21 protein-coding genes are annotated in these 21,104 nt (G+C 65.1%); 13 read left to right on the top strand and 8 right to left on the bottom strand.

Translation table 11 applies throughout. From position 1 onward, the window contains the following. The 3 genes from AC0L30_RS29240 to AC0L30_RS29250 all read right to left on the bottom strand — a co-directional run. Window positions 1–216 (bottom strand): hypothetical protein (locus tag AC0L30_RS29240; protein WP_473405788.1); only part of this gene is annotated, 216 nt, incomplete at its 3' end. 14 nt (window positions 217–230) lie between these two features. Then, window positions 231–839, bottom strand: a complete 609-nt coding sequence (locus AC0L30_RS29245; protein WP_219684280.1) for a CinA family protein — start codon at window positions 837–839, stop codon at window positions 231–233. 3 nt (window positions 840–842) lie between these two features. Further along, the gene (locus AC0L30_RS29250) at window positions 843–2,024 is read right to left on the bottom strand and encodes a bifunctional 2-C-methyl-D-erythritol 4-phosphate cytidylyltransferase/2-C-methyl-D-erythritol 2,4-cyclodiphosphate synthase (RefSeq protein WP_007591139.1); all 1,182 of its coding nucleotides are present in this window, start codon (window positions 2,022–2,024) and stop codon (window positions 843–845) included. A gap of 281 nt (window positions 2,025–2,305) precedes the next feature. On the opposite strand from AC0L30_RS29250, the gene dusB reads away from it, so the two are divergent. Genes dusB through ntrC form a run of 3 tightly spaced genes read left to right on the top strand, consistent with a single transcriptional unit; the run spans window position 2,306 to window position 5,931 of the window. Continuing rightward, window positions 2,306–3,307 (top strand): tRNA dihydrouridine synthase DusB, encoded by a 1,002-nt coding sequence (gene dusB / locus AC0L30_RS29255; RefSeq protein WP_473405789.1) that lies wholly within the window; start codon window positions 2,306–2,308, stop codon window positions 3,305–3,307. Next, the gene (locus AC0L30_RS29260) at window positions 3,304–4,479 is read left to right on the top strand and encodes a two-component system sensor histidine kinase NtrB (protein WP_007591135.1); all 1,176 of its coding nucleotides are present in this window, start codon (window positions 3,304–3,306) and stop codon (window positions 4,477–4,479) included. Before dusB ends, AC0L30_RS29260 begins: the two co-directional genes overlap by 4 nt. A gap of 9 nt (window positions 4,480–4,488) precedes the next feature. Further along, the gene (gene ntrC, locus AC0L30_RS29265; RefSeq protein ID WP_473405790.1) at window positions 4,489–5,931 is read left to right on the top strand and encodes a nitrogen regulation protein NR(I); all 1,443 of its coding nucleotides are present in this window, start codon (window positions 4,489–4,491) and stop codon (window positions 5,929–5,931) included. Between the two features lie 166 nt (window positions 5,932–6,097). On the opposite strand, the gene AC0L30_RS29270 is transcribed toward ntrC, so the two are convergent. Continuing rightward, on the bottom strand, window positions 6,098–6,244 hold the full coding sequence (locus AC0L30_RS29270) for a hypothetical protein (RefSeq protein ID WP_219684372.1): 147 nt from the start codon (window positions 6,242–6,244) through the stop codon (window positions 6,098–6,100). Between the two features lie 173 nt (window positions 6,245–6,417). Here AC0L30_RS29270 and AC0L30_RS29275 point away from each other — a divergent pair, with 173 nt between their 5' ends. The 4 genes from AC0L30_RS29275 to hflX all read left to right on the top strand — a co-directional run bounded on the left by AC0L30_RS29275 (window position 6,418) and on the right by hflX (window position 12,078). Beyond that, the gene (locus tag AC0L30_RS29275; RefSeq protein ID WP_219684285.1) at window positions 6,418–8,811 is read left to right on the top strand and encodes a sensor histidine kinase; all 2,394 of its coding nucleotides are present in this window, start codon (window positions 6,418–6,420) and stop codon (window positions 8,809–8,811) included. Window positions 8,812–8,826: 15 nt separating this feature from the next. Then, window positions 8,827–10,197, top strand: a complete 1,371-nt coding sequence (ntrX, locus tag AC0L30_RS29280; RefSeq protein WP_007591127.1) for a nitrogen assimilation response regulator NtrX — start codon at window positions 8,827–8,829, stop codon at window positions 10,195–10,197. A 238-nt stretch (window positions 10,198–10,435) separates the two neighbouring features. Next, window positions 10,436–10,684 (top strand): RNA chaperone Hfq, encoded by a 249-nt coding sequence (gene hfq / locus AC0L30_RS29285; RefSeq protein ID WP_007591126.1) that lies wholly within the window; start codon window positions 10,436–10,438, stop codon window positions 10,682–10,684. 11 nt (window positions 10,685–10,695) lie between these two features. After that, window positions 10,696–12,078: a GTPase HflX gene (hflX, locus tag AC0L30_RS29290; RefSeq protein ID WP_007591124.1), complete on the top strand. Its 1,383-nt coding sequence runs from the start codon at window positions 10,696–10,698 to the stop codon at window positions 12,076–12,078. A gap of 190 nt (window positions 12,079–12,268) precedes the next feature. On the opposite strand, the gene mazG is transcribed toward hflX, so the two are convergent. Beyond that, window positions 12,269–13,129, bottom strand: coding sequence for a nucleoside triphosphate pyrophosphohydrolase (mazG, locus tag AC0L30_RS29295; protein WP_473405791.1), 861 nt, complete (start codon window positions 13,127–13,129; stop codon window positions 12,269–12,271). Window positions 13,130–13,268: 139 nt separating this feature from the next. On the opposite strand from mazG, the gene queC reads away from it, so the two are divergent. Then, window positions 13,269–13,982 carry a 7-cyano-7-deazaguanine synthase QueC gene (gene queC, locus AC0L30_RS29300; protein WP_007591122.1) on the top strand — a complete coding sequence of 238 codons (714 nt, stop codon included), beginning with the start codon at window positions 13,269–13,271 and terminating at the stop codon, window positions 13,980–13,982. Window positions 13,983–14,129: 147 nt separating this feature from the next. Here queC and AC0L30_RS29305 read toward each other — a convergent pair whose 3' ends face one another. From AC0L30_RS29305 to nthA, 3 genes are read right to left on the bottom strand one after another with little or no spacing between them, the layout of a single operon-like run. Continuing rightward, window positions 14,130–14,510: a nitrile hydratase accessory protein gene (locus AC0L30_RS29305; protein ID WP_007591121.1), complete on the bottom strand. Its 381-nt coding sequence runs from the start codon at window positions 14,508–14,510 to the stop codon at window positions 14,130–14,132. Next, on the bottom strand, window positions 14,510–15,169 hold the full coding sequence (gene nthB, locus AC0L30_RS29310) for a nitrile hydratase subunit beta (protein ID WP_007591120.1): 660 nt from the start codon (window positions 15,167–15,169) through the stop codon (window positions 14,510–14,512). Before nthB ends, AC0L30_RS29305 begins: the two co-directional genes overlap by 1 nt. Continuing rightward, window positions 15,166–15,792, bottom strand: a complete 627-nt coding sequence (gene nthA, locus AC0L30_RS29315; protein ID WP_007591118.1) for a nitrile hydratase subunit alpha — start codon at window positions 15,790–15,792, stop codon at window positions 15,166–15,168. Before nthA ends, nthB begins: the two co-directional genes overlap by 4 nt. A 62-nt stretch (window positions 15,793–15,854) precedes the next feature. Between nthA and AC0L30_RS29320 the strand changes: the two genes are divergently transcribed. The 5 genes from AC0L30_RS29320 (at window position 15,855) to AC0L30_RS29340 (ending at window position 21,091) form a co-directional block, all read left to right on the top strand. Next, window positions 15,855–16,613 (top strand): hypothetical protein, encoded by a 759-nt coding sequence (locus AC0L30_RS29320; protein ID WP_473405792.1) that lies wholly within the window; start codon window positions 15,855–15,857, stop codon window positions 16,611–16,613. 33 nt (window positions 16,614–16,646) lie between these two features. Further along, entirely contained in the window at window positions 16,647–17,453 is an 807-nt protein-coding gene (locus AC0L30_RS29325; RefSeq protein WP_473405793.1) for an enoyl-CoA hydratase/isomerase family protein, read from the top strand. 114 nt (window positions 17,454–17,567) lie between these two features. Then, a complete protein-coding gene (locus AC0L30_RS29330; RefSeq protein ID WP_473405794.1) occupies window positions 17,568–19,040 on the top strand; it encodes a DASS family sodium-coupled anion symporter in 1,473 nt (490 codons plus the stop codon). 229 nt (window positions 19,041–19,269) lie between these two features. After that, window positions 19,270–20,436: a methionine ABC transporter ATP-binding protein gene (locus AC0L30_RS29335; RefSeq protein ID WP_473405795.1), complete on the top strand. Its 1,167-nt coding sequence runs from the start codon at window positions 19,270–19,272 to the stop codon at window positions 20,434–20,436. Then, on the top strand, window positions 20,426–21,091 hold the full coding sequence (locus AC0L30_RS29340; protein WP_473405796.1) for a methionine ABC transporter permease: 666 nt from the start codon (window positions 20,426–20,428) through the stop codon (window positions 21,089–21,091). Before AC0L30_RS29335 ends, AC0L30_RS29340 begins: the two co-directional genes overlap by 11 nt. The last annotated feature ends 13 nt before the right edge of the window (window positions 21,092–21,104 follow it).

Genomic DNA, 21,104 nt, shown 5'->3' on the forward strand with positions numbered 1-21,104 from the left:
ACGATCGCGATACGCCCCTCTGACCGGGATGAGGTGGCGGCTGAATACGCCAAAGCCGAATTTCGGTAAAGCGGAATCTTTTTGCGCGAGCGGATTGACCCGTCGTTTGGGTGTTTTGCCCGTCGGGCAACGCAAGGGATTGAAGCCCGGATGGAGCGAAGCGTAATCCGGGACGCCGTATCCGCGGAACGAATCCCGGATTGCGCTTCGCTCCATCCGGGCTACGGGAGTCACCCCCGCGGCGAGCGCGGAGTCCTGCGTTTGACGGCGTGCCGGCGCGGCGAGCGTGTCACGCGGGGGCGCAGGCGGGTTACCGCGGCTTCACGGCGCGGCTTGGCCTGGACTGGGCCGCGGGCGAGATCCATCAGCATGCGCAGCGCCTCGACCACCGAGCGCTGGCGCACGGCGGAACGGCCGATCGCGCCAAAGCGATGCTCGCGGTGAACGATGCGTCCGTCGCGCGCGGCGGCGGCGAAGTGGACGAGGCCAACCGGCTTGCCAGGCGTGGCACCGCCAGGGCCGGCAATGCCGGTGATGGCGACCGCAAGATCGACGCCGGCACGCTCCAGCGCACCGACCGCCATAGCTGTTGCGGTCTCCTTGCTGACGGCGCCGAAATTCGCAAGCGTGCCGGCCTCGACCCCGAGCATGGCGCGCTTGGCATCGTTGGAATAGGTGACGAAGCCGCGATCGATGACGTCTGACGAACCGGGGATGTCGGTCAGCGCGCCCGCGACGAGACCGCCGGTGCAGGACTCCGCGGTCGCGATCGTCAGCTTGCGCATCCGGCACAGATCGAGCAGCGAGCGGGAGAGGGCGCGTGCGTCGCTGCCGGCCATGGCCTAGACACTCCAGGGCAGACGGATGGTGGCGCTCGCGGTGGCCGCGATGCCTTCCTCGCGACCGGTGAAGCCGAGCCGCTCGCTGGTGGTCGCCTTGACCGCGACGCGGGAGATGTCGACGCCGGAAATCTCGGCGATGCGCGCGCGCATGGTGTCGCGCAAGGGACCGATCTTCGGCCGCTCGCAGATCATGGTGACCTCGAGATTGGAGATGCGGCCGCCGCGCTGGGTGACGCGCTCGATGGCGTATTGCAAAAACTGGTCGGAGGAGGCGCCTTTCCACTTCGCGTCGCTGGGCGGAAAGTGCGATCCGATGTCGCCGTCAGCGAGCGCGCCGAGGATGGCGTCGACCAGCGCATGCAGGCCGACATCGCCGTCGGAATGGGCCAGGAAGCCTTTGGTGTGCGGCACGCGCACGCCGCAGAGCATGAGATGGTCGCCCTCGCCGAAGGCGTGGACGTCATAGCCCGTGCCGGTCCTGATATCGCCGAGCAGGCTGGCCAGCCGCGCTTCCTCGCGCACGAAATCCTCGGGAGTGGTGAGCTTCATATTGGCAACATCGCCTTCAAAGGTTGCAACCGTCAATCCCGCCCATTCGGCAATCGCGGCATCGTCGGTGAAATCGCTGCGGCCGTCCTTGGCTGCGCGACGATGCGCTTCGAGGATGACGTCGAAACGAAAGGATTGCGGCGTCTGTGCGATCCGCAACCGCGCCCGGTCCGGCGTGTCCTCGACATTGCCGTTCTCGCCGGTGACCTTGATAGTGTCGGTGACGGGAACGACGGGGATCGCGGCGCCGGTGCGGCTGGCCGCATCGATCGCGCGGGTGATCACGCCTTCCGAAACGAAGGGGCGGGCGGCGTCGTGGATCAGGACGATGTCGGGCTTGTGCCTGGCGAGCGCTTCGAGCCCGGCGAGCACCGAGGCTTGCCGGGTCGCGCCGCCATTGACCGGCGCCTCGTGGCTGAGCCCTGCGACCGCTGCCGTGAACATGGCGCTGTCGTCGGGGTTCACGACCGGCTGAACCGCAAACACGTCCGCATGACGGCTGAAGGCCTCCATGGCGCGATAGATCACCGGCACGCCGCCGATCTCGCGATATTGCTTGGGGCCACCGGCGCCTGCGCGCAGGCCGCGTCCGGCCGCGACGAGAACGACCGCGGTGCGCTGTGATTTCGCCATAGGATTCAAATACTCATTTGATGATGAAGAGAGTCGGGGGTGGGGTGATTGCCGCATGCCTCTAGCACGGCAGGCCCGCAAAAAAAGGGGGTTTCCCCGGATTGTGGGAAACAGCATTTTGCTGCACTGCACTTGAAAGTTCGGCAGAACTGTCTAAACTGTAGGCATGACGCTTGACTGCACAAGAATTGTGCGCAAGATAGGTCATGGCAGGCGCGATGAGGCGCTGCCAACGCAACGAGACCCCTGTGACCGGCTCGGCAGTATCTAGCTTTAAGCCATTGAAGATAGGCGATATTGATGTCGCCACCCCGGTCTTCCTGGCGCCGATGTCGGGGGTGACTGACTCGCCCGTCCGCCGGCTGGCCGCGGAGCTCGGCGCCGGTCTCGTCGTCTCCGAAATGACGGCCAGCGACGAACTCGCCAATGGCCATCATATGTCCCGGTTGCGCTGCGAAGCCACGGGTATTGGTCCGCACGTGGTCCAGCTCGCCGGCTGTGAGACGCACTGGATGGCAGAGGGCGCCCGGATCGCTGAAGCCGAAGGCGCAGATATCATCGACATCAACATGGGCTGTCCGGCCCGTCACGTCACCGGCGGCCAGTCCGGTTCCGCCTTGATGCGCGACCTCGACCACGCCGTGAGCCTGATCGAAGCGACGATCGCGGCGGTGAAGGTGCCCGTGACGTTGAAGATGCGGCTCGGCTGGGACGACCGCACCCGCAACGCACCGGAACTGGCGCGGCGCGCACAGGCATCAGGCGTCAAGCTCGTCACCGTGCACGGCCGCACCCGCTGCCAATTCTACAAGGGCGAGGCCGATTGGGACGGGATCCGCGCCGTGCGCGACGCCATCTCCATTCCGCTCGTCGTCAATGGCGATATCACCACTTTCGAGAAGGCGCTCGCGGCGTTAGAGGCCTCCGGCGCCGATGCCGTGATGATCGGTCGCGGCGCGCAGGGCCAGCCCTGGCTGCCCGGTGAGATCGGCCGGCGCCTGAAGGGCGGGGCGGCGGAAGCCACGCCGTCGCTCGAGACGCAGCTGCATTATGTCCGCACGCTCTATGAAGGAGTCTGCGCGCTCTACGGCCTGCGCGTCGGTCTGCGGCACGCACGAAAACATCTCGGCTGGGCCCTCGACGTCGCGGCCGATGTGAGCCGTGCGCCGGCCGAGAAGCTGAAATCCTGGCGCCAGAAAATCCTCACCTCGGAGGATCCGCGCCTTGTCCACCGGTCACTGCAAGATGCCTTCGACGACTTCGCATGGAGCGCCGCTGCATGAGCTCAGCCGCTGAACATCGTCGGCCGTTTCCGTCCGACAGCGATGCCATCCTGGACGCACTGCCCAATCCGACGCTGATGATCGGGCCGGACGGCAAGATCGTCGCCGCCAACATCGCAACCGAAGCCTTCTTCGATATCTCGACGCAGTTCTTGAAGCGGCAGTCGCTGAAAGAGCTGGTGCCGTTCGGCAGCCCCTTGCTGGCGCTGATTGACCAGGTGCGTTCGTCGAACGCACCGGTCAACGAATACAAGGTCGATCTGGGCACGCCACGCATGGGCGGAGACCGCCAGGTCGATCTGCACGTTGCCCCCGTCACGGAACGGCCCGGCCACATCGTGGTGATGCTCCAGGAGCGCTCCATCGCCGACAAGATGGACCGCCAGCTCACCCATCGCAGCGCCGCGCGCTCGGTGATCGCGCTCGCCGCGATGCTGGCGCATGAAATCAAGAACCCGCTCTCCGGCATCCGCGGCGCGGCGCAGCTCCTGGAGCAGCAGGCCTCCTCGGAAGACCGCATGCTGACGCGGCTGATCTGCGACGAGGCCGACCGCATCGTGACTCTGGTCGACCGCATGGAGGTGTTCGGCGACGAGCGCCCCGTGGTGCGCGGCCCCGTCAACATCCATTCGGTGCTCGATCACGTCAAACGGCTGGCGCAGTCCGGCTTTGCCCGCAACATCCGCTTCGTCGAGGACTACGATCCCTCGCTGCCGCCGGTGCTGGCGAACCAGGACCAGCTCATCCAGGTGTTCCTCAACCTCGTGAAGAACGCCGCCGAAGCGCTGATCGACGTTCCCGACGGCGAAATCCAGCTCACCACCGCGTTTCGTCCCGGCGTGCGCCTGTCAGTCCCCGGTCAAAAATCCCGTGTATCCCTGCCGCTCGAATTCTGCGTGAAGGACAACGGACCAGGCGTGCCGGACGATCTCCTGCCAAATCTGTTCGATCCCTTCGTCACCACCAAGCAGACCGGCTCGGGTCTGGGCCTCGCGCTGGTCGCAAAGATCATCGGGGACCACGGGGGCATCATCGAATGCGAATCTCAGCCGCGGAAGACCACCTTCCGCGTGCTGATGCCGATGTATTCCACATCGGTGAAACATGCCGATCAAAGCAGTCGCGACGGCTCTGCCGGGAAGTCGTCGTCTGCGTCACAGGGGGCAAAATGAGGATTAACGATGCCCGCAGGTAGCATTCTCGTTGCTGATGACGACACCGCCATCCGCACCGTTCTCAATCAGGCACTATCCCGCGCCGGCTACGAAGTGCGGCTGACCGGCAATGCCGCGACGCTGTGGCGCTGGGTCAGCCAGGGGGAGGGCGATCTCGTCATCACCGACGTGGTGATGCCCGACGAGAACGCGTTCGACCTGCTGCCGCGGATCAAGAAGATGCGGCCGAATTTGCCGGTCATCGTCATGAGCGCGCAAAATACCTTCATGACGGCGATCCGGGCCTCCGAGCGCGGCGCCTATGAATATCTGCCGAAGCCCTTCGACCTGAAGGAGCTGATCGCCATCGTCGGCCGTGCGCTGGCCGAGCCCAAGGAGCGGGTCGCGACGCCGAACGACGACGCCGAGATGGAGGCGATCCCGCTGGTCGGCCGCTCGCCGGCGATGCAGGAAATCTATCGCGTGCTGGCGCGGTTGATGCAGACCGACCTCACCGTGATGATCACGGGCGAGTCCGGTACCGGCAAGGAGCTGGTGGCGCGCGCGTTGCACGATTACGGCAAGCGCCGCAACGGCCCGTTCGTCGCGGTCAACATGGCGGCGATCCCGCGTGACTTGATCGAGTCCGAACTGTTCGGCCATGAGCGCGGTGCCTTCACCGGCGCCAACACCCGCGCCTCCGGCCGGTTCGAGCAGGCCGAGGGCGGCACGCTGTTCCTGGATGAGATCGGCGACATGCCGATGGAGGCGCAGACCCGCCTGCTGCGCGTGCTTCAGCAGGGCGAATACACCACGGTCGGCGGCCGCACTCCGATCAAGACCGACGTGCGCATCGTCGCGGCTTCCAACAAGGATCTGCGAGTCCTGATCCAGCAGGGCCTGTTCCGCGAAGATCTGTTCTTCCGCCTCAACGTCGTGCCGCTGCGGCTGCCGCCTTTGCGCGAGCGCATCGAGGATCTTCCGGATCTGATCCGTCATTTCTTCGCGCTGGCCGAGAAGGACGGACTGCCGCCGAAAAAGCTCGACACGCTGGCGCTGGAGCGGATGAAGCAGCACCGCTGGCCGGGCAATGTGCGCGAGCTCGAGAACCTCGCCCGCCGCCTCGCGGCGCTCTATCCGCAGGATGTGATCACCGGCTCCGTCATCGACGGCGAGCTGGCGCCACCCACGGTCAGCCCGGGTGCCGCAGTCCAGCATGGCGTCGACAATCTCGGCAGCGCCGTGGAAGCGTATCTCTCCTCGCACTTCCAGGGCTTCCCGAACGGCGTGCCGCCGCCGGGCCTCTATCACCGCATCTTGAAAGAGATCGAGGTGCCGCTGCTGACGGCCGCGCTCGCCGCCACCCGCGGCAACCAGATCCGTGCCGCCGATCTGCTCGGCCTCAACCGCAACACGCTGCGGAAGAAGATTCGGGATCTCGATATCCAGGTGTATCGGAGCGGGGGCTAGCCTTTCCGCAACGGACGGTGGCTCAGCTCCCCTACCAAGCGGAGCTGAGCCTGTCCGGATCGCGCTGGCCGTTGTGGCTGACGCGGTGAGCAGAAGTCCCGATCGGACTGAAATGTTCCGCCGGAACATTCAAATGGTCATTCAGCCGCGGGACGCGGCCTCACACCTATCTGACAAATCGGCCTGATACCTGTATCGCGCTGGCGACGTTCGCATTGGGCTCCTGCACCCCGACACCATTGACCAGCAGGTCGGCCGCCACGATCAGCAGCAGCACGGCCGACACCATCATTGCGAGAAAGAACCTGTGCATCCCCGTCAAGCCGCTGGGGCCGGGATGCGTTCCCGCCCTCCGGCATGTCGCTGTGGATGCGCGGGTCAGTCGCGGCGTGGGCGCCGCGGAATTGTCGCAATTCGGCAACAATGTGGTACGAATACATCAGTATCCGCCCGCCGCGGACCCCGTTTTCAGCACCCATTGCCGGAATGACCAGCGCAGACACCTCGGCCGCATCCTTTGACACGGCCCCAGCGGAAGAGCCCCGGCGTTGGTCGGCGCGACGCTGGCTGGCGCCGTTCGCCGTGGCGTTGGCCCTGCTGTCGGCCTGCCTGACGTTCCTGGTCCTGACCGGCCTCACGTCGATCGAACCGACCCCTGCGGTTGTCCGCTCGTTCTATCTGATCAATGCGGCCACGATCCTGCTGCTGGTCGGCATCATCATCCGCGAACTCTGGCAGCTGATCCTGGCGCGACGGCGGGGTAGGGCGGCGGCGCGCCTCCATGTCCAGATCGTCAGCCTGTTCTCGATCGTGGCGGTGCTGCCGGCGGTGCTGGTCGCCGTCGTCGCCAACGTCACCATCGAGCGCGGCCTCGACCGCCTGTTCTCCGGCCCGACCAAGGAGGTGATCCAGAATTCGCTGACGATCGCGCGCGCCTACATGCAGGACCACGCGCAGCTGATCCGGGGCGACATTCTCGGCATGGCCAACGACATCGCCCACGCCCGGCCGCTCTACGACCAGGATCGCCGCTCGTTTCGCGAATTGCTGACCTCCAGCGCCGCCTCGCGCAACCTGCCGGGCGCGATGATCATCGACAAGAACACCAACATTCTCGAATCCGCCGACACCGGCATGCGGCTGGCCTATTCGCCGCCGGCGCCGGACTTCCTCAGCAACGTCAATGAATCCGAGCCCGAGATCGCAGTGCTGCCCGATGCGAGCTTCGTCGCCGCGGTGGTCCGCTTGCGCGCCTTCAGCGACACCTTCCTCTACGTCGCGCGGCCGCTCGATCCGAATGTCGTCAACCAGCTCAAGCAGACCGAGGTCAGCGTCGCCGAATACGCCCAGATCGAGTCGCGCCGGCTCGGCATCCAGGTCGCGTTCGCGCTGATGTTCGCGGTGATCGCGCTGACCATCCTGATGGCCTCGGTGCTGATCGGCCTCAACTTCGCCAACTCGCTGGTCTCGCCGATCCGGCGGCTGATGAACGCGGCCCAGACGGTGTCGACGGGCGATCTCCACGTGAAAGTGCCGGTGCACCAGTCGGAAGGCGACCTCGCCCAGCTGGGTGAGACCTTCAACAAGATGACGGAGGAGTTGCGCAGCCAGCGCGACGAGCTCGTCAACGCCAGCGACCTCATCGACAGCCGCCGCCGCTTCATCGAGGCGGTGCTGTCGTCCGCGAGCGCCGGCATCATCGGCGTGGATAATTCAAGCAGCGTCGGCATTCTCAACCGTTCCGCCGAAAAGCTGATCGGGCACTCCGAAGCCGAGACGCTCGGCCATCCGCTCTCCGACGTGCTGCCCGAGCTCGAAGAGATGATGAAGAGCGCGCGGGAAGGGACCCAGCGCCTGGTGCAGGGGCAGATCACGATCACGCGGGACGGGCAGGAACGCAATCTGTCGGTTCGCGTCAGCGCCGAGAAGACCAGCCAGCCGCACGACAGCTACATCATCACGCTCGACGACATCACCGAGCTGGTCTCGGCGCAACGCACCTCGGCCTGGGGCGACGTCGCGCGCCGCATCGCGCATGAGATCAAGAACCCGCTGACCCCGATCCAGCTCTCCGCCGAGCGCATTCGCCGCAAATTCGGCAAGGACATCACCGAGGGCAAGGACAAGCAGATCTTCGAACAGTGCACCGATACCATCGTGCGTCAGGTCGACGATATCCGTCGCATGGTCGACGAGTTCTCGCGCTTTGCGCGGATGCCGAAGCCGGTGATGGAGGGTGAGGACGTCGCCGACGCAGTGCGGCAGGCGGTCTTCCTGATGAAGGTCGCCCACCCCGAGATCGATATCGAGGCCGAGTTCAAGGAAGATCCGCTGCGCGCCCAGTTCGACCGGCGGCTGATCTCGCAGGCGGTCACCAACATTGTCAAGAACGCCACCGAGGCGATCGAGCAGGTCCCCCTGGAGGAGCTCGGCAAAGGCCGGATCGACGTCGTGGTCTCGCGCGAGGGCGAGGACGTTCTAATCGACGTCGTCGACAACGGTATCGGCCTGCCCAAGGTTGCGCGCTCGCGCCTGCTCGAGCCCTATGTGACGACACGCGCCAAGGGCACCGGCCTTGGGCTCGCGATCGTCGGGCGCGTGCTGGAAGACCATGGCGGGCGCATCGAACTGAAGGATGCCTCGGATTTCCGCGAGGGCCAGCGTGGCGCCTGGATGCGGATGCGTTTTGCGATCTCCGGCGCTCCCGCGAAAAGCGAGGGGGCCGAACCGGCAGCCGAGGCAACGGCCAAGCCGGACATCGGCGAAACGGCCACGCAATCCGTCAAGGATCCGGAAACAAAACAGGCGGCCGCCGAAACCAAAGAGCCGGCTGAAAAGACCAATGATTCAACGAAGATCGAAGCCTCAACAGGCAGCTGAGAAAACAGGCGACACATGGCAAGTGAAATTCTGATTGTCGATGATGAGGCCGATATTCGGGATCTCGTTGCGGGCATCCTCGAAGACGAGGGCTTCGTGACCCGGACCGCGCGCGACAGCGATACGGCGCTCGCCGAGATCGCCAACCGCAGGCCGCATCTGGTGTTCCTCGACATCTGGCTGCAGGGCTCTAAGCTCGACGGCTTGCAGCTCTTGGAGCAGGTCAAGAAGGACAACCCCGATCTGCCGGTCGTGATGATTTCCGGCCACGGCAACATCGAGACCGCGGTCGCCGCGATCAAGCGTGGCGCCTACGACTTCATCGAGAAGCCGTTCAAGACCGACCGGCTGATCCTGGTCGCCAACCGTGCACTTGAGAACTCGCGGCTCAAGCGCGAGGTCAAGGAGCTGAAGCAGCTCGCGCCGAGCGCAAGCTCGCTGGTCGGCCGCTCGCCCAGCATGAACCAGCTGCGCCAGACCATCGAGCGTGCGGCCAAGGCCAACAGCCGCATCCTGATCGTTGGCCCCGCCGGCGCCGGCAAGGAATTGACCGCCCGCACGTTGCACACGGCCTCGGGCCGCGCCGACGGCCCCTTCGTCGTCATCAACGCCGCTGCGATCACGCCCGAGCGGATGGAGCACGAGCTGTTCGGCATCGAGCAGTCCAACGGCGAGCACGCGCGCAAGCCCGGCGCGCTCGAAGAGGCCCACGGCGGCACGCTGTTCATCGACGAGATCGCGGACATGCCGCGCGAGACCCAGAACAAGATCTTGCGCGTGCTGGTCGAGCAGTCGTTCCAGCGCGTCGGCGGCAACGGCAAGGTGCAGGTCGACGTCCGCATCATTTCCTCCACCGCGCGCAACCTCGAAGAGGAGATCGCGGCCGGCCATTTCCGCGAGGACCTCTATCATCGGCTCTCGGTGGTGCCGATCCGCGTGCCCGCGCTGTCGGAGCGGCGTGAGGACATTCCGGAATTGATCGACTATTTCATGGAGCAGATCTCCGCGGGCAGCGGCCTGCCCAAGCGGCAGATCGGGCAGGACGCGATGGCGGTGCTGCAGTCGCATGTCTGGCCGGGCAATGTGCGCCAGCTCCGCAACAACGTTGAGAGAGTCATGATTCTGGCCGCGGGCGGGCCGGAGGTCATCATCACGGCCGACATGCTGCCGCAGGACGTCGGCTCCATGGTGCCGGCGATGCCGACCAGCAACAATGGCGAGCACATCATGGGCCTGCCGCTGCGCGAAGCGCGCGAAGTGTTCGAGCGCGACTATTTGATTGCACAGATCAGCCGTTTCTCAGGAAATATTTCTCGCACGGCCGAGTTTGTTGGCATGGAACGCTCGGCACTGCACCGGAAGTTGAAGGCGCTCGGCGTCGGCTAACGCTGCGACGTCGTTCGAATAGGCGAGGAAAATCATCGATTTCCGTAGTTTTTCGGGGCAATACGGCATGGGCTGCCGCGTGAAGCGGCTTGCCTAATAAGCCTACCTGTCCTCTAATTGAACCGCTGTCCCTCCGAGGGGGATCTCATGAGGGACGGCAACCGGACGAGGACCCCGAATTTTCAAAAGAGGGCCGCAACCGGCGCAATAAAAAGAAACTCAAAGCGAGAAAAAAACAATGGCGGCAGACCGCGCACAAAACCTGCAGGACACCTTCCTTAATCACGTTCGCAAAACCAAAACGCCACTGACGATCTTTCTGGTCAACGGAGTGAAGCTCCAGGGCATCGTGACCTGGTTCGACAATTTCTGTTTGCTGCTTCGGCGCGACGGTCACTCGCAGCTCGTCTACAAGCATGCGATCTCGACCATCATGCCGGGCGCTCCGATCCAGTTGTTCGAAGGCGGCGAGGACCAGCCGGCTTGAGAGTGATCTGATTGGAACCCCGGAATTTCGACGGGGATGTCGACCGTCCGCGGTCGGCAGGGGATAAGCAGACGGGGCGGGTGCTTGTCATCGGTCCCTATTTGCGGGTGCGCGCAGGCAATGCCGACGCGCAATCGGAAGCTCATGTCCTGCGTGACGCGGAAGCCCGGCTCGACGAAGCCGCCGGCCTCGCACGCGCGATTGATCTCGTCGTTGCCGACGCAATCATCGCGCCGATCAGCCAGATCCGCCCCGCGACCTATATCGGCAAGGGCAAGGTCGAGGAGATCGCCGCGCTCGCCAAGGGCCTGGACGTCGAGCTCGTGGTGATGGATTGCGCGCTTGCGCCGATCCAGCAGCGCAATCTCGAGAAGGAGCTGCAGGCAAAGGTGCTCGACCGCACCGGCCTCATCCTGGAAATCTTCGGCCGCCGCGCCAAGACCAAGGAAGGCTCGCTCCAGGTCGAGCTCGCGCATCTCAACTACCAACGTTCGCGCCTGGTGCGCTCATGGACCCATCTCGAACGCCAGCGCGGCGGCTTTGGATTCATGGGCGGTCCCGGCGAGACCCAGATCGAAGCCGACCGCCGCCTGATCCAGGAGCGCATCTCCAAGCTCGAGGGCGAACTGAAGAAGGTGCAGGCTACACGCCGCCTGCATCGCGCAGGCCGCCAGCGCGTCCCGTATCGCGTGGTCGCACTGGTCGGCTACACCAACGCCGGCAAGTCGACGCTGTTCAACCGCCTGACCCGCGCCGACGTGCAGGCCGCCGACATGCTGTTCGCCACGCTCGATCCGACCCTGCGCGCGCTCACCCTGCCGCATGGCGGCAAGGCGATGCTGTCGGACACCGTCGGTTTCATCTCCAATTTGCCGACGCAGCTCGTCGCCGCCTTCCGCGCCACGCTGGAGGAGGTGCTGGAAGCCGACGTCATCCTGCACGTGCGCGACATCTCGCACGACGACGCCGAGGCGCAGCAGAGCGACGTCGACGCCGTGCTGCGCCAGCTCGGCATCAATCCCGATGATTCAGGCCGCATCATCGAGGTCTGGAACAAGATCGACCGTTATGGTCCCGAACAGCGCGAAGAACTTTTGAACATCGCCGCGCGCAGGCCGGAGGATCATCCGGCGATGCTGGTGTCCGCTGTGTCGGGCGAGGGGGTCGACGCACTGCTCGCCGCAATCGAGGAGCGCTTGGCGGCCAAGCGCATCACGCTCGATCTCTCGATCGATGCCTCCGACGGCGCCGGCATCAGCTGGCTGCATCGGAATTCCGAGGTGCTGGCGAAAGAGCTGCACGACGGCCGCTTCGACATGACGGTACGGGTGGACGAGACCAAGCGGGATATCGTGGTGAACAGGTTCGACGCCGTGCCGCGACTGTCCGCGTAGACGCCGTCGCCCGCCAGTGAGTTGAGCTAACTGCTGCCTCAAGCAACGCTGTCGTCCCGGACAAGCGTAAGCGCAGATCCGGGACCCATAACCACAAGCGGCTGGAATTGGCACGCTGGTAGCTCCAGCGTGGTTCAACAATGTGCATTCGGGGTAATGGGTCCTGGCTTTCGCCAGGACGACGCTCGAGCTAGGAGCGGGCTTGGTTGCTTTTCTCCGCCGGCGCAGCGCTTTTCGCCTCACCTTTCGCCTCATTCCACAGCGCGTCCATCTCCGCGAGCGATGCCTGCTCCAGCGTCCGCCCCTGCGCCTCCAGCGCCCGCTCGATATAGGCAAAACGCCGCTCGAACTTCGCGTTGGTCGCGCGGAGCGCGGCTTCCGGATCTGCATCGACATGGCGGGCGAGATTGACCAGCGCGAACATCAGGTCGCCGGTCTCTTCCGCCAGGCCCTCGCTGTCGTTGCGGTCGAGTGCTGCCTCGATCTCATCGGCTTCCTCGCGGATTTTTGCCAGCACCGCGCGCGGATCGTTCCAGTCGAAGCCGACGGTGGAGGCCTTGCGCTGCAGCTCCATGGCGCGCGTCAGGGCGGGCTGGCCGGCCTTGACGCCCGAGAGCAATGATTTGTGCGGCGGCATTTGTTCCGGCGGCCGGCGCGCGGCGCGCTCGGCTTTCTCCTCGGCCTTGATGCGATCCCAGACTTCCTTGACGTGGGAGGAGGCGAGCTTGCCGTCCTTGTCGGCGAAAACGTGAGGATGGCGCCGGATCATCTTTCGCGTGATGGCCTCGACGACATCGCCAAAAGCAAAGGCGTTCTGCTCCGACGCCATCTGGGCGTGGAAGACGACCTGGAGCAGCAGGTCGCCGAGCTCCTCGCAGAGATCGTCGAGATCGCCGCGGCTGATGGCCTCGACTACCTCATAGGCTTCCTCAATCGTATAGGGCGCGATGGTCGCAAAATTCTGCTCGAGGTCCCAGGGGCAGCCGGTCACCGGCGTGCGCAGCGCCGCCATGATCTCGATCAGGCGGGAAATGTCGCGGGAAGGGGTCATTGCGGGGCAGTCTCCTGGCTCTCAAGCCTTATGCCAAAAGCGAGCCCCCGTTCCCAGCGTAGCGCGGCGGAACAGGGTGATTTCCACCGGTTGGCGGGCCGGATTGGCGAGCCGCGTGGGCAATGCTAAAGCGCGGGCCATGAGTGACGCATCTTCATCCGAAACCGCGCTGGTGCTGTTCTCCGGCGGCCAGGATTCCACCACCTGCCTCGCCTGGGCGCTGAATCGTTTTGCGCGCGTGGAGACGCTGGGGTTCGATTACGGCCAGCGCCACGCCATCGAGCTGGCCTGCCGCGACCGGCTGTTCGACGGCATCAAGGGCCTGCGCGCGGATTGGGCTTCCAGGCTCGGCGAGAGCCACACGCTGTCGATCCCGACGCTGGCGGCCGTGTCCGAGACGGCGCTGACGCGCGACGTCGCGATTGCGATGGGCGCCGACGGCCTGCCGAACACGTTCGTGCCCGGGCGCAACCTGGTGTTCTTGACATTCGCCGCGGCGCTGGCTTACCGGCGCGGCATCAGTCACATCGTCGGCGGCATGTGCGAGACCGACTATTCCGGCTATCCCGATTGCCGCGACGACACCATCCGCGCCATGCAGGCCGCGCTGTCGCTCGGCATGGCCCGCAAGTTCGAGCTGCATACCCCGCTGATGTGGATCGACAAGGCCGCGACGTGGAGGCTCGCCCATGACCTCGGCGGCGACGGGCTGGTGGACCTCATCCGCGAGCAGTCGCACACCTGCTATCTCGGCGAACGCGGCGCGCAGCATGATTGGGGCTACGGTTGCGGCGAGTGCCCGGCCTGCAGCCTGCGGGCGAAGGGGTGGCGGGAGTATGTGGCGGGGCGGTGACGCCATAGACTCGGTGTCATCACCCGCGAAAGCGGGTGATCCAGTACTCCGAGACGATAGTGATAATCGCGAGGCCGCGGCGTACTGGATTCCCCGCCTTCGCGGGGAATGACAGTGTTGGTTGGGGTGAGGGTGTACCCAAAGCGACTATTGCGCAAAATCCTCAGCCTTCAGCTCGATCGGCTTGCCGTGCGGGGTGCGATCTGCCGCGTGATCCCACGCGTCGCGGTAGCGATGCAACGTCTCCGCAGACGCAACGCCCTTGCGCGCGACGAGACCTTCCAGCGTGGCGAGCCAATGGAGATAGTAGGTCTCGCCCGTATCGGGATCGCCGGCCGCCTGCGCGCGCTTGATCTCGGACGCCAGGGCGGCCGCCCATTCGGGCCAGGTGAACACGCCGCGCTCGTGCAGCGTCAGCGCCATCGCGAAGGCGTGCGCCTCCCAGGGTGCGCGGAACACCGGACCGTCATCATCGCGCGGAATGCTCGGGATCGCTGCCGTCGCGGCAGCAGCAGCGGTGCTGCTCATCAGGCTGGGTCCAGATACGGCTCGAACGCATCGATCGAGACTTTCGAGGTTGGATCGCCATCCGCACCCCAGAGATCGCGGCCCTCGAACACGACCGTGTAGAGCCATTGCGGATTCTCGCCGAGCTCCATCGCCGCCGAGTCCGGAAACACGTGGCAGCCATGGTTCAGCTCGACAATTCCGACGTGGCCACGCACATAGCGCGGCAGGCGGGTGTGGGTTGCGGGATGAATGTTCTTCGTACGAACCTTGTCGCCGATCTTGAATTTCGCCGGCGCCGGAGCAGGACGGGCGAACTTGCCGCGCACCATGATGCGCTCGACCTGGCCGAGATCGAATTTGCCGTGCTTGAGCGCCTTGGCCGGCTGCATAGCGTGGCCGGCGGCGACTTCCTCCCGGGTGAGATAGCCTTTCTCGATCAGCATCTCCTCGAGCCCGAGAAACCATTTCTTGTAATAGGAGCTCGAGAGATAGACATGCGGCGGGATCGTCTCGCGATAGAAGCGCGAGGTGTCGATGTTGAAGGCGCCGGCCGCGCCCATCGCACGCACCATGGCGAGAACACGCGACTCCCATTCCTCGTGGAACACCGGCTCGTTCGGCTCGGGCTCGACCTTGCCGAAGCCGTCCATGCCGCCCATGTCGTGCACGCCGTTCATGACGGCGCCCCGGGCGCCTTGGGAAAGCCGGTGCCGATCATGGAATCGCGCGTGACCAGCTCGGCGAGCTGCTCCTCGCTCCAGCCGTCTGTGCCCGCGGGGCGCATCGGCAACACAAGAAAGCGCGTTTCGGCGGTCGAATCCCACACCCGGATTTCAACGTCCTTGGCGACCTGCACGCCGAAATCGGCGAGCACGCCGCGCGGGTCCTTCACCGCGCGTGAGCGATAGGGCGCGGCCTTGTACCAGACCGGCGGCAGCCCCAGCATTTCCCAGGGGTAGCAGGAGCACAGCGTGCACACGACCATATTGTGACGCTGCGGCGTGTTCTCGACCACGACGAGGTGGTCGCCGACGCGGCTGACATGGCCGAGCGTGCCGATCGCCTTCGAGCCGTCCTCCAGCAGTGCCGTCTTGAACGCCGGATCGCTCCAGGCCTTGGCGACGACGCGCGCGCCGTTATGGGGACCGATCCGGGTCTCATAGGCCTGGATGATGGCGTCGAGCGCGGCCGGCTCGACATAGCCTTTTTCGGTCAGGATCGTCTCGAGCGCGCGCACGCGCAGCTCGGTCTCCGACAGCTCGGAATGGTCGTGATCGTGGTGATGATGATGGTCGCTCATGAGGCAAAGATAGTCCCAGAATCCGGGCGTTGTCGAGGCGAAGACTCTGCTAACATCGCACCATGGGCTGGGCTGCAAGAACCGGAATAACCGCCGCAATCGCGGCTCTTGGCGCATTCGCGGCGCAGGATGCGCGCGCCGCGAATGGCGCCTATGCGGTCGATGCCGCCGACATTTCCGAGGTCGGCTCCTGCAAGGTGGAGAGCTGGATGTCGACGGCTTCCAACACGGATTTCTCGGCGGTCGCCAATCCCTCCTGTGTCGTCGATCCCTTCAGGCCGGTCGAGCTGAGCCTGCAGACCATCCGGGCCCGCAGCGATGGCGACTGGAGCACGACAATTGCTCCGAAAGCCAAGACGAATTTCGTCCCGACCGGAATTGGCCGGTGGGGATTGTCGGCCTATGGCGGCGGATCGTTCGACGCGGCGACCGGCGATGCGCTATCCGCCTTTGCCGTCGTCCCCGCGACCTTCCGCCTGTCGGAGACCATGCGCATCAACGTCAATGGCGGCTGGCTCTGGGATCGCACGGTGGATCGCCACTACCTGACCTACGGCATCGGCTTCGACTGGAAATTCACCGACACCCTGCAATGGACGATCGAGGCTTACGGGCAAGCCGGCGCCTCCGAGATCGCAAGCGCCGTGCAGCCGCGTTTCCAGACCGGTGTCCGCTACCGACCGAACGAGATATTCTCCGTCGATGTGATCTACGGCCGCAACATCACCGGCGAAAATGCCAACTGGATCACCATCGGCACCACGATCCGGTTTCCGGTCCATGGAAGCGAACCCGAACATCGGCGTACCGGGCATCTGTGAGCGCCAGGAAGACCAAGACCAGGGGAGTTTGCGTTGCCTGACTATGTCAAGATCGAGAAGGGCCTCGGGCCGGAGGGGCGGATTGCGGTGGTGCGGTTCGACCGCGGCGACGGCATCAATGCGCTGTCGCCGGAGGCGCTGCGCCAGCTCACTGCGGCCGCGCGCAGTTTTGAGGATGACGCCGCGACCTCCGTCGTGGTGCTGACAGGCAGCGCGGACGCGTTCAGCGCCGGCTTCGACCTCAAGGATGCCGAAGGCCGCTCGCGCAAGGAGATGGATCTCGGCACGCTGCGGCGGCATCTCAAGCTCGGACCGCGCCTGACCCTCGCCTGGCAGGAGATGGAGCAGATCACGATCGCCGCCATCGAGGGCTTTTGCGTCGGCGGTGGCGTGGCGCTGGCCGTCGCGCTCGACTTTCGCGTCATGGGACGCGATGCCCATCTGCGCGTGCCCGAGATCGGGCTCGGCATGAACATGAGCTGGCAAAGCATTCCGCGCATGCTGCATCTGATCGGCCCGGCTCGCACCAAGCAGGCGGTGATCCTGGCCGACCAGCGCATCAGCGCGGATGAGGCCTATGCGTGGGGCCTGGTCGAGCAGGTGGTCGATCCCGGCCATGCGTTCGATGCCGCGATGGAGCTTGCGCGCAAGGTGGCAGCGCAGCCGCCGCTCTCCGTCGCCATGACGAAACTCACGGTCAACCGGCTGGCGCACGCGCTGGATAATCTCGCCAGCCACATGGACGTCGACCAGTTCGCCCTGGCAAGCCTCAGCGAGGACCACAAGGAGGGCGTCGAGGCATTCCTGACGCGACGCAAACCGAAGTTCAGAGGGCGGTAGAAACAGGCTGGGGCCATTGATTGCGCCGCGGACTATCCGTATACGCGGCGCTGGGACAAAATAGGCCCGATCAACGGGCCGGCAAACGACAATGACGATCGAGGGGGAGGGCCCATGACCACTAGCTCGCAGGCGCCTGAGGCGAAAGGGTTTCGCTGGAAGCTGATCGCGCCGCTCGCGGTGTGGCTGGTGATCTATCTGTTTCCGGTGCCGGCAGGGCTCAACGTCAATCAGTGGCACTATTTTGCCGTCTTCGCGGCCGTCATCACCGGGCTCATCCTGGAATCGATGCCGGTGGGCGCGGTCGGCCTGATCGGGCTGACGGTTGCCGGCGTCGGCGGTTATATCGATCCCGACCCGACCAAGTCGCTGCGCTGGATGCTGGCGGGCTTTGCCGAGAGCACGGTGTGGCTGATCGTCGGCGCCTTCGTGTTCTCGATCGGCTATCGCAAGAGCCAGCTGGGCCGGCGTATTGCGCTCGTGCTGGTGCAAAAGCTCGGCAGCAACACGCTTGGCCTCGGCTATGCGGTGGCGATATCGGACTTCTTGCTGGCGCCGGCGACGCCGTCCAACACCGCGCGCAGCGGCGGCATCGTCTATCCCATCATCAGCAACATCCCGCGCATCTACGGCTCCGAGCCTGGACCGACCGCCGGCAAGATCGGCACCTACGTGATGTGGACCGCGTTCGCGTCGACTGCCGTCACCAGCTCATTGTTTTTCACCGCGCTCGCACCCAATGCGGCGGCGCTGGCCATCGCCAAGAAGACCGTCGGAATCGACGTCAGCTGGGCGCAATGGTTCTTGGGCTTTGCGCCGCTCGGCCTCCTCCTGATGGTGCTGGTCCCACTGCTCAGCTACGCGGTCTGCCGCCCCGAGGTGAAGAGCAGCCCGGAAATTTCCGAATGGGCATCGAAGGAGCTCGCGGAGATGGGCCCGATGTCGCGCAACGAATGGATCATGCTGACGCTGATCTTGCTCGCGATGTTCCTGTGGATCGCGGGCTCGAGCCCGGACATCCGCGTGCCGCTTCTGGGCTCGAATTTCGTCAACGCCACCACCGTCGTGTTCATCGTGATCTCGCTGATGCTGGTGACGGGCGTGATCGAGTTTGCCGACATCGTCGCGGAGAAGAGCGCCTGGGAGGTGTTCTTCTACTTCACCTCGCTGCTGACGCTGGCCTCGGGTCTCAACGAGATCGGCTTCATCAAATGGTTCGCCACCGAATATGCAAAGCCGCTCGCCGGGCTGTCGCCGTCGACCGCGATGCTCCTGCTGGTCGCGCTGTTCTTCTGGATCCACTACTTCTTCTCGAGCATCACCTCGCATGCCGCCGCCGTGCTGCCCGTGGTGCTCGCGGTCGGATCCGGTATTCCCGACCTGCCGGTCACGACACTCGCCATGCTCTGCATGTATTCGCTCGGCCTGATGGGCGTGATCTCGCCTTACGCCACGGGGCCGGCGCCGATGTATTTCGGCAGCGGCTATATCGGCAAGGGTCAGTTCTGGGGTTTTGGGCTGATCTTCGGGGTGCTCTATTTCGCGGGGCTCCTGCTGATCGTATGGCCCTGGTTGCGGGTCACCTGAGCCGGGCGGGAGGCCCATACGGCGGCAGATGAATTTTCTTCAGCGGGGAGACATTTGGAAAACTTCGTCCAACTCCCCGCCGATATCTGACATTGCCAGAGAGACCTGAAAGGGCGATGGTGCCCGCTGCGGTGCAGCGCGCTCCAGCCGAGTCCTCATCGCGGTTTCACTCTCCGTCGCTTTTGCGACCGGTTCCCGGATGCCCCAGGGGCAAGCGGAACTATTGTGCATGAAGGCCGCCTCCATGAACGTCCACCCGTCGCTCGCGATCGGACAGTCGATCGAACAGCTCGACGCGATCTCACCTGACACGATCCCACCTGCCGCGACTGCGCCTGACGCGATGGTCCGCTTCGAAGGCATCTCGAAAATCTATCCGGCCTATCGCGGCAAGCCCGGCGTCAATGCCCTGCAAAACATCGACTTCGCGATCCCGCGCGGTTCGATCACCGGCGTCATCGGTCGCTCCGGCGCAGGCAAATCGAGCCTGGTCCGGCTCATCAACGGCCTGGAGAGGCCGACCACGGGCCGCGTCGTCGTGGATAACAGAGTCATCTCGGCGCTCTCGGGCCGGGACTTGCGGCTCGCGCAGCGCTCGATCGGCATGATCTTCCAGCACTTCAACCTGCTGTCCTCACGTACCGCAGCCGCCAACATCGCACTGCCGCTCGAGATCGCCGGCTGGGCCAAGGCCGATATCCGTGCCCGCGTGGCCGAGCTGCTGGCGCTGGTGGGCATCGCCGACAAGCACGACCGCTACCCGTCAGAACTCTCCGGCGGCCAGAAGCAGCGCGTCGGCATTGCCCGTGCGCTCGCGACCCGGCCGAGCGTGCTGCTGTCGGACGAGGCGACCTCGGCGCTCGATCCGCAGACCACGCGGGCGATCCTCGATCTGCTCGCGAACATCAACCGCGAACTTGACGTGACCATTGTGCTGATCACCCATGAGATGTCCGTGGTGCGCCAACTTGCGGGGGATGTCGTGGTGCTCGATGCCGGCCACGTCGTCGAGAGCGGCCATGTCGCCGACATCTTCACCCACCCCAGGCATCCGATCACGCAATCCTTCCTGGCCGAAGTGATCGGAGACAGCCTGCCGGTGTCGCTGGCGAGCCGGATTGTTTCGGAGCCGCCAGCGGGCGGACAGGCCGTGATCCGCGTCCAGGTGCGCGGGGCAGGGGCCGGCGACACGCTGGTGGCGCGGCTCGCGCGCGAACTCGGCCTCGACGTGTCGCTGCTGTCGGCCCGCATCGACGAGATCGGCGGCCAGCATGTGGGCTCGCTGACGCTTGGTATCCCTCTCGGCATGTCCAGCGGCGAGGACGCGACGACGCGCACGCTGGCCTGGCTCTCACAATTTCAATTTCCCGCGGAGCGTCTCGGCTATGTCGCCTGAACTCATCAACCTGATCGTCCAGGCGACCGGCGAGAGCCTGTACATGGTCGGGCTCGCGGCGCTGATCGGCACCGCCTTCGGCCTGCCGCTCGGCGTCTTTCTCGCGACCAGCCGGAAAGGCGAGCTGTTCGCCGCGCCCATCGTCAATCGCGTACTCGGCATCGTCGTCAACGCGACGCGGTCCACGCCTTTCATCATCCTGGTCGTCGCCATCATCCCGTTCACGCGGCTGGTGGCCGGCACCTCGATCGGATCGACGGCCGCGATCGTGCCGTTGACGATCGCATCGGCGCCGTTCATCGCTCGCCTGGTCGAGGCCGCGATCCGCGAGGTCGATGGTGGCCTGATCGAGACCGCATCCTCGTTCGGGGCCTCGCCGATGCAGATCGTGTTCAAGGTACTGATCCCCGAAGCGCTGCCGGGTCTTCTGCTGGCGCTGACGCTCGCGGTGGTCAGCCTGCTCGGCTATTCCGCCATGGTCGGCGCCGTCGGAGGCGGGGGCCTGGGCGATCTCGGCATCCGCTACGGCTATCAGCGCTTCATGCCGGAGATGATGCTGGCCGTCGTCGTGGTGCTGATCGCGCTGGTGCAGCTCGTGCAGAGCGCCGGCGATTATCTCGCGCGCCGGGTCAATCGCCGTCTGCGACATCACTGACGCCGTTTTAGAC

The organism is Bradyrhizobium sp. MI1.11 (assembly GCF_055811255.1).

Coding starts and splice junctions, on each gene's coding strand:
- AC0L30_RS29245 (WP_219684280.1), bottom strand. CDS start 839: ATGGCCGGCAGCGACGCACGCGCCCTCTCCCGCTCGCTGCTCGATCTG.
- AC0L30_RS29250 (WP_007591139.1), bottom strand. CDS start 2,024: ATGGCGAAATCACAGCGCACCGCGGTCGTTCTCGTCGCGGCCGGACGC.
- AC0L30_RS29260 (WP_007591135.1), top strand. CDS start 3,304: ATGAGCTCAGCCGCTGAACATCGTCGGCCGTTTCCGTCCGACAGCGAT.
- ntrC (WP_473405790.1), top strand. CDS start 4,489: ATGCCCGCAGGTAGCATTCTCGTTGCTGATGACGACACCGCCATCCGC.
- AC0L30_RS29270 (WP_219684372.1), bottom strand. CDS start 6,244: ATGCACAGGTTCTTTCTCGCAATGATGGTGTCGGCCGTGCTGCTGCTG.
- AC0L30_RS29275 (WP_219684285.1), top strand. CDS start 6,418: ATGACCAGCGCAGACACCTCGGCCGCATCCTTTGACACGGCCCCAGCG.
- ntrX (WP_007591127.1), top strand. CDS start 8,827: ATGGCAAGTGAAATTCTGATTGTCGATGATGAGGCCGATATTCGGGAT.
- hfq (WP_007591126.1), top strand. CDS start 10,436: ATGGCGGCAGACCGCGCACAAAACCTGCAGGACACCTTCCTTAATCAC.
- mazG (WP_473405791.1), bottom strand. CDS start 13,129: ATGACCCCTTCCCGCGACATTTCCCGCCTGATCGAGATCATGGCGGCG.
- queC (WP_007591122.1), top strand. CDS start 13,269: ATGAGTGACGCATCTTCATCCGAAACCGCGCTGGTGCTGTTCTCCGGC.
- AC0L30_RS29305 (WP_007591121.1), bottom strand. CDS start 14,510: ATGAGCAGCACCGCTGCTGCTGCCGCGACGGCAGCGATCCCGAGCATT.
- nthB (WP_007591120.1), bottom strand. CDS start 15,169: ATGAACGGCGTGCACGACATGGGCGGCATGGACGGCTTCGGCAAGGTC.
- nthA (WP_007591118.1), bottom strand. CDS start 15,792: ATGAGCGACCATCATCATCACCACGATCACGACCATTCCGAGCTGTCG.
- AC0L30_RS29320 (WP_473405792.1), top strand. CDS start 15,855: ATGGGCTGGGCTGCAAGAACCGGAATAACCGCCGCAATCGCGGCTCTT.
- AC0L30_RS29330 (WP_473405794.1), top strand. CDS start 17,568: ATGACCACTAGCTCGCAGGCGCCTGAGGCGAAAGGGTTTCGCTGGAAG.
- AC0L30_RS29335 (WP_473405795.1), top strand. CDS start 19,270: ATGAAGGCCGCCTCCATGAACGTCCACCCGTCGCTCGCGATCGGACAG.
- AC0L30_RS29340 (WP_473405796.1), top strand. CDS start 20,426: ATGTCGCCTGAACTCATCAACCTGATCGTCCAGGCGACCGGCGAGAGC.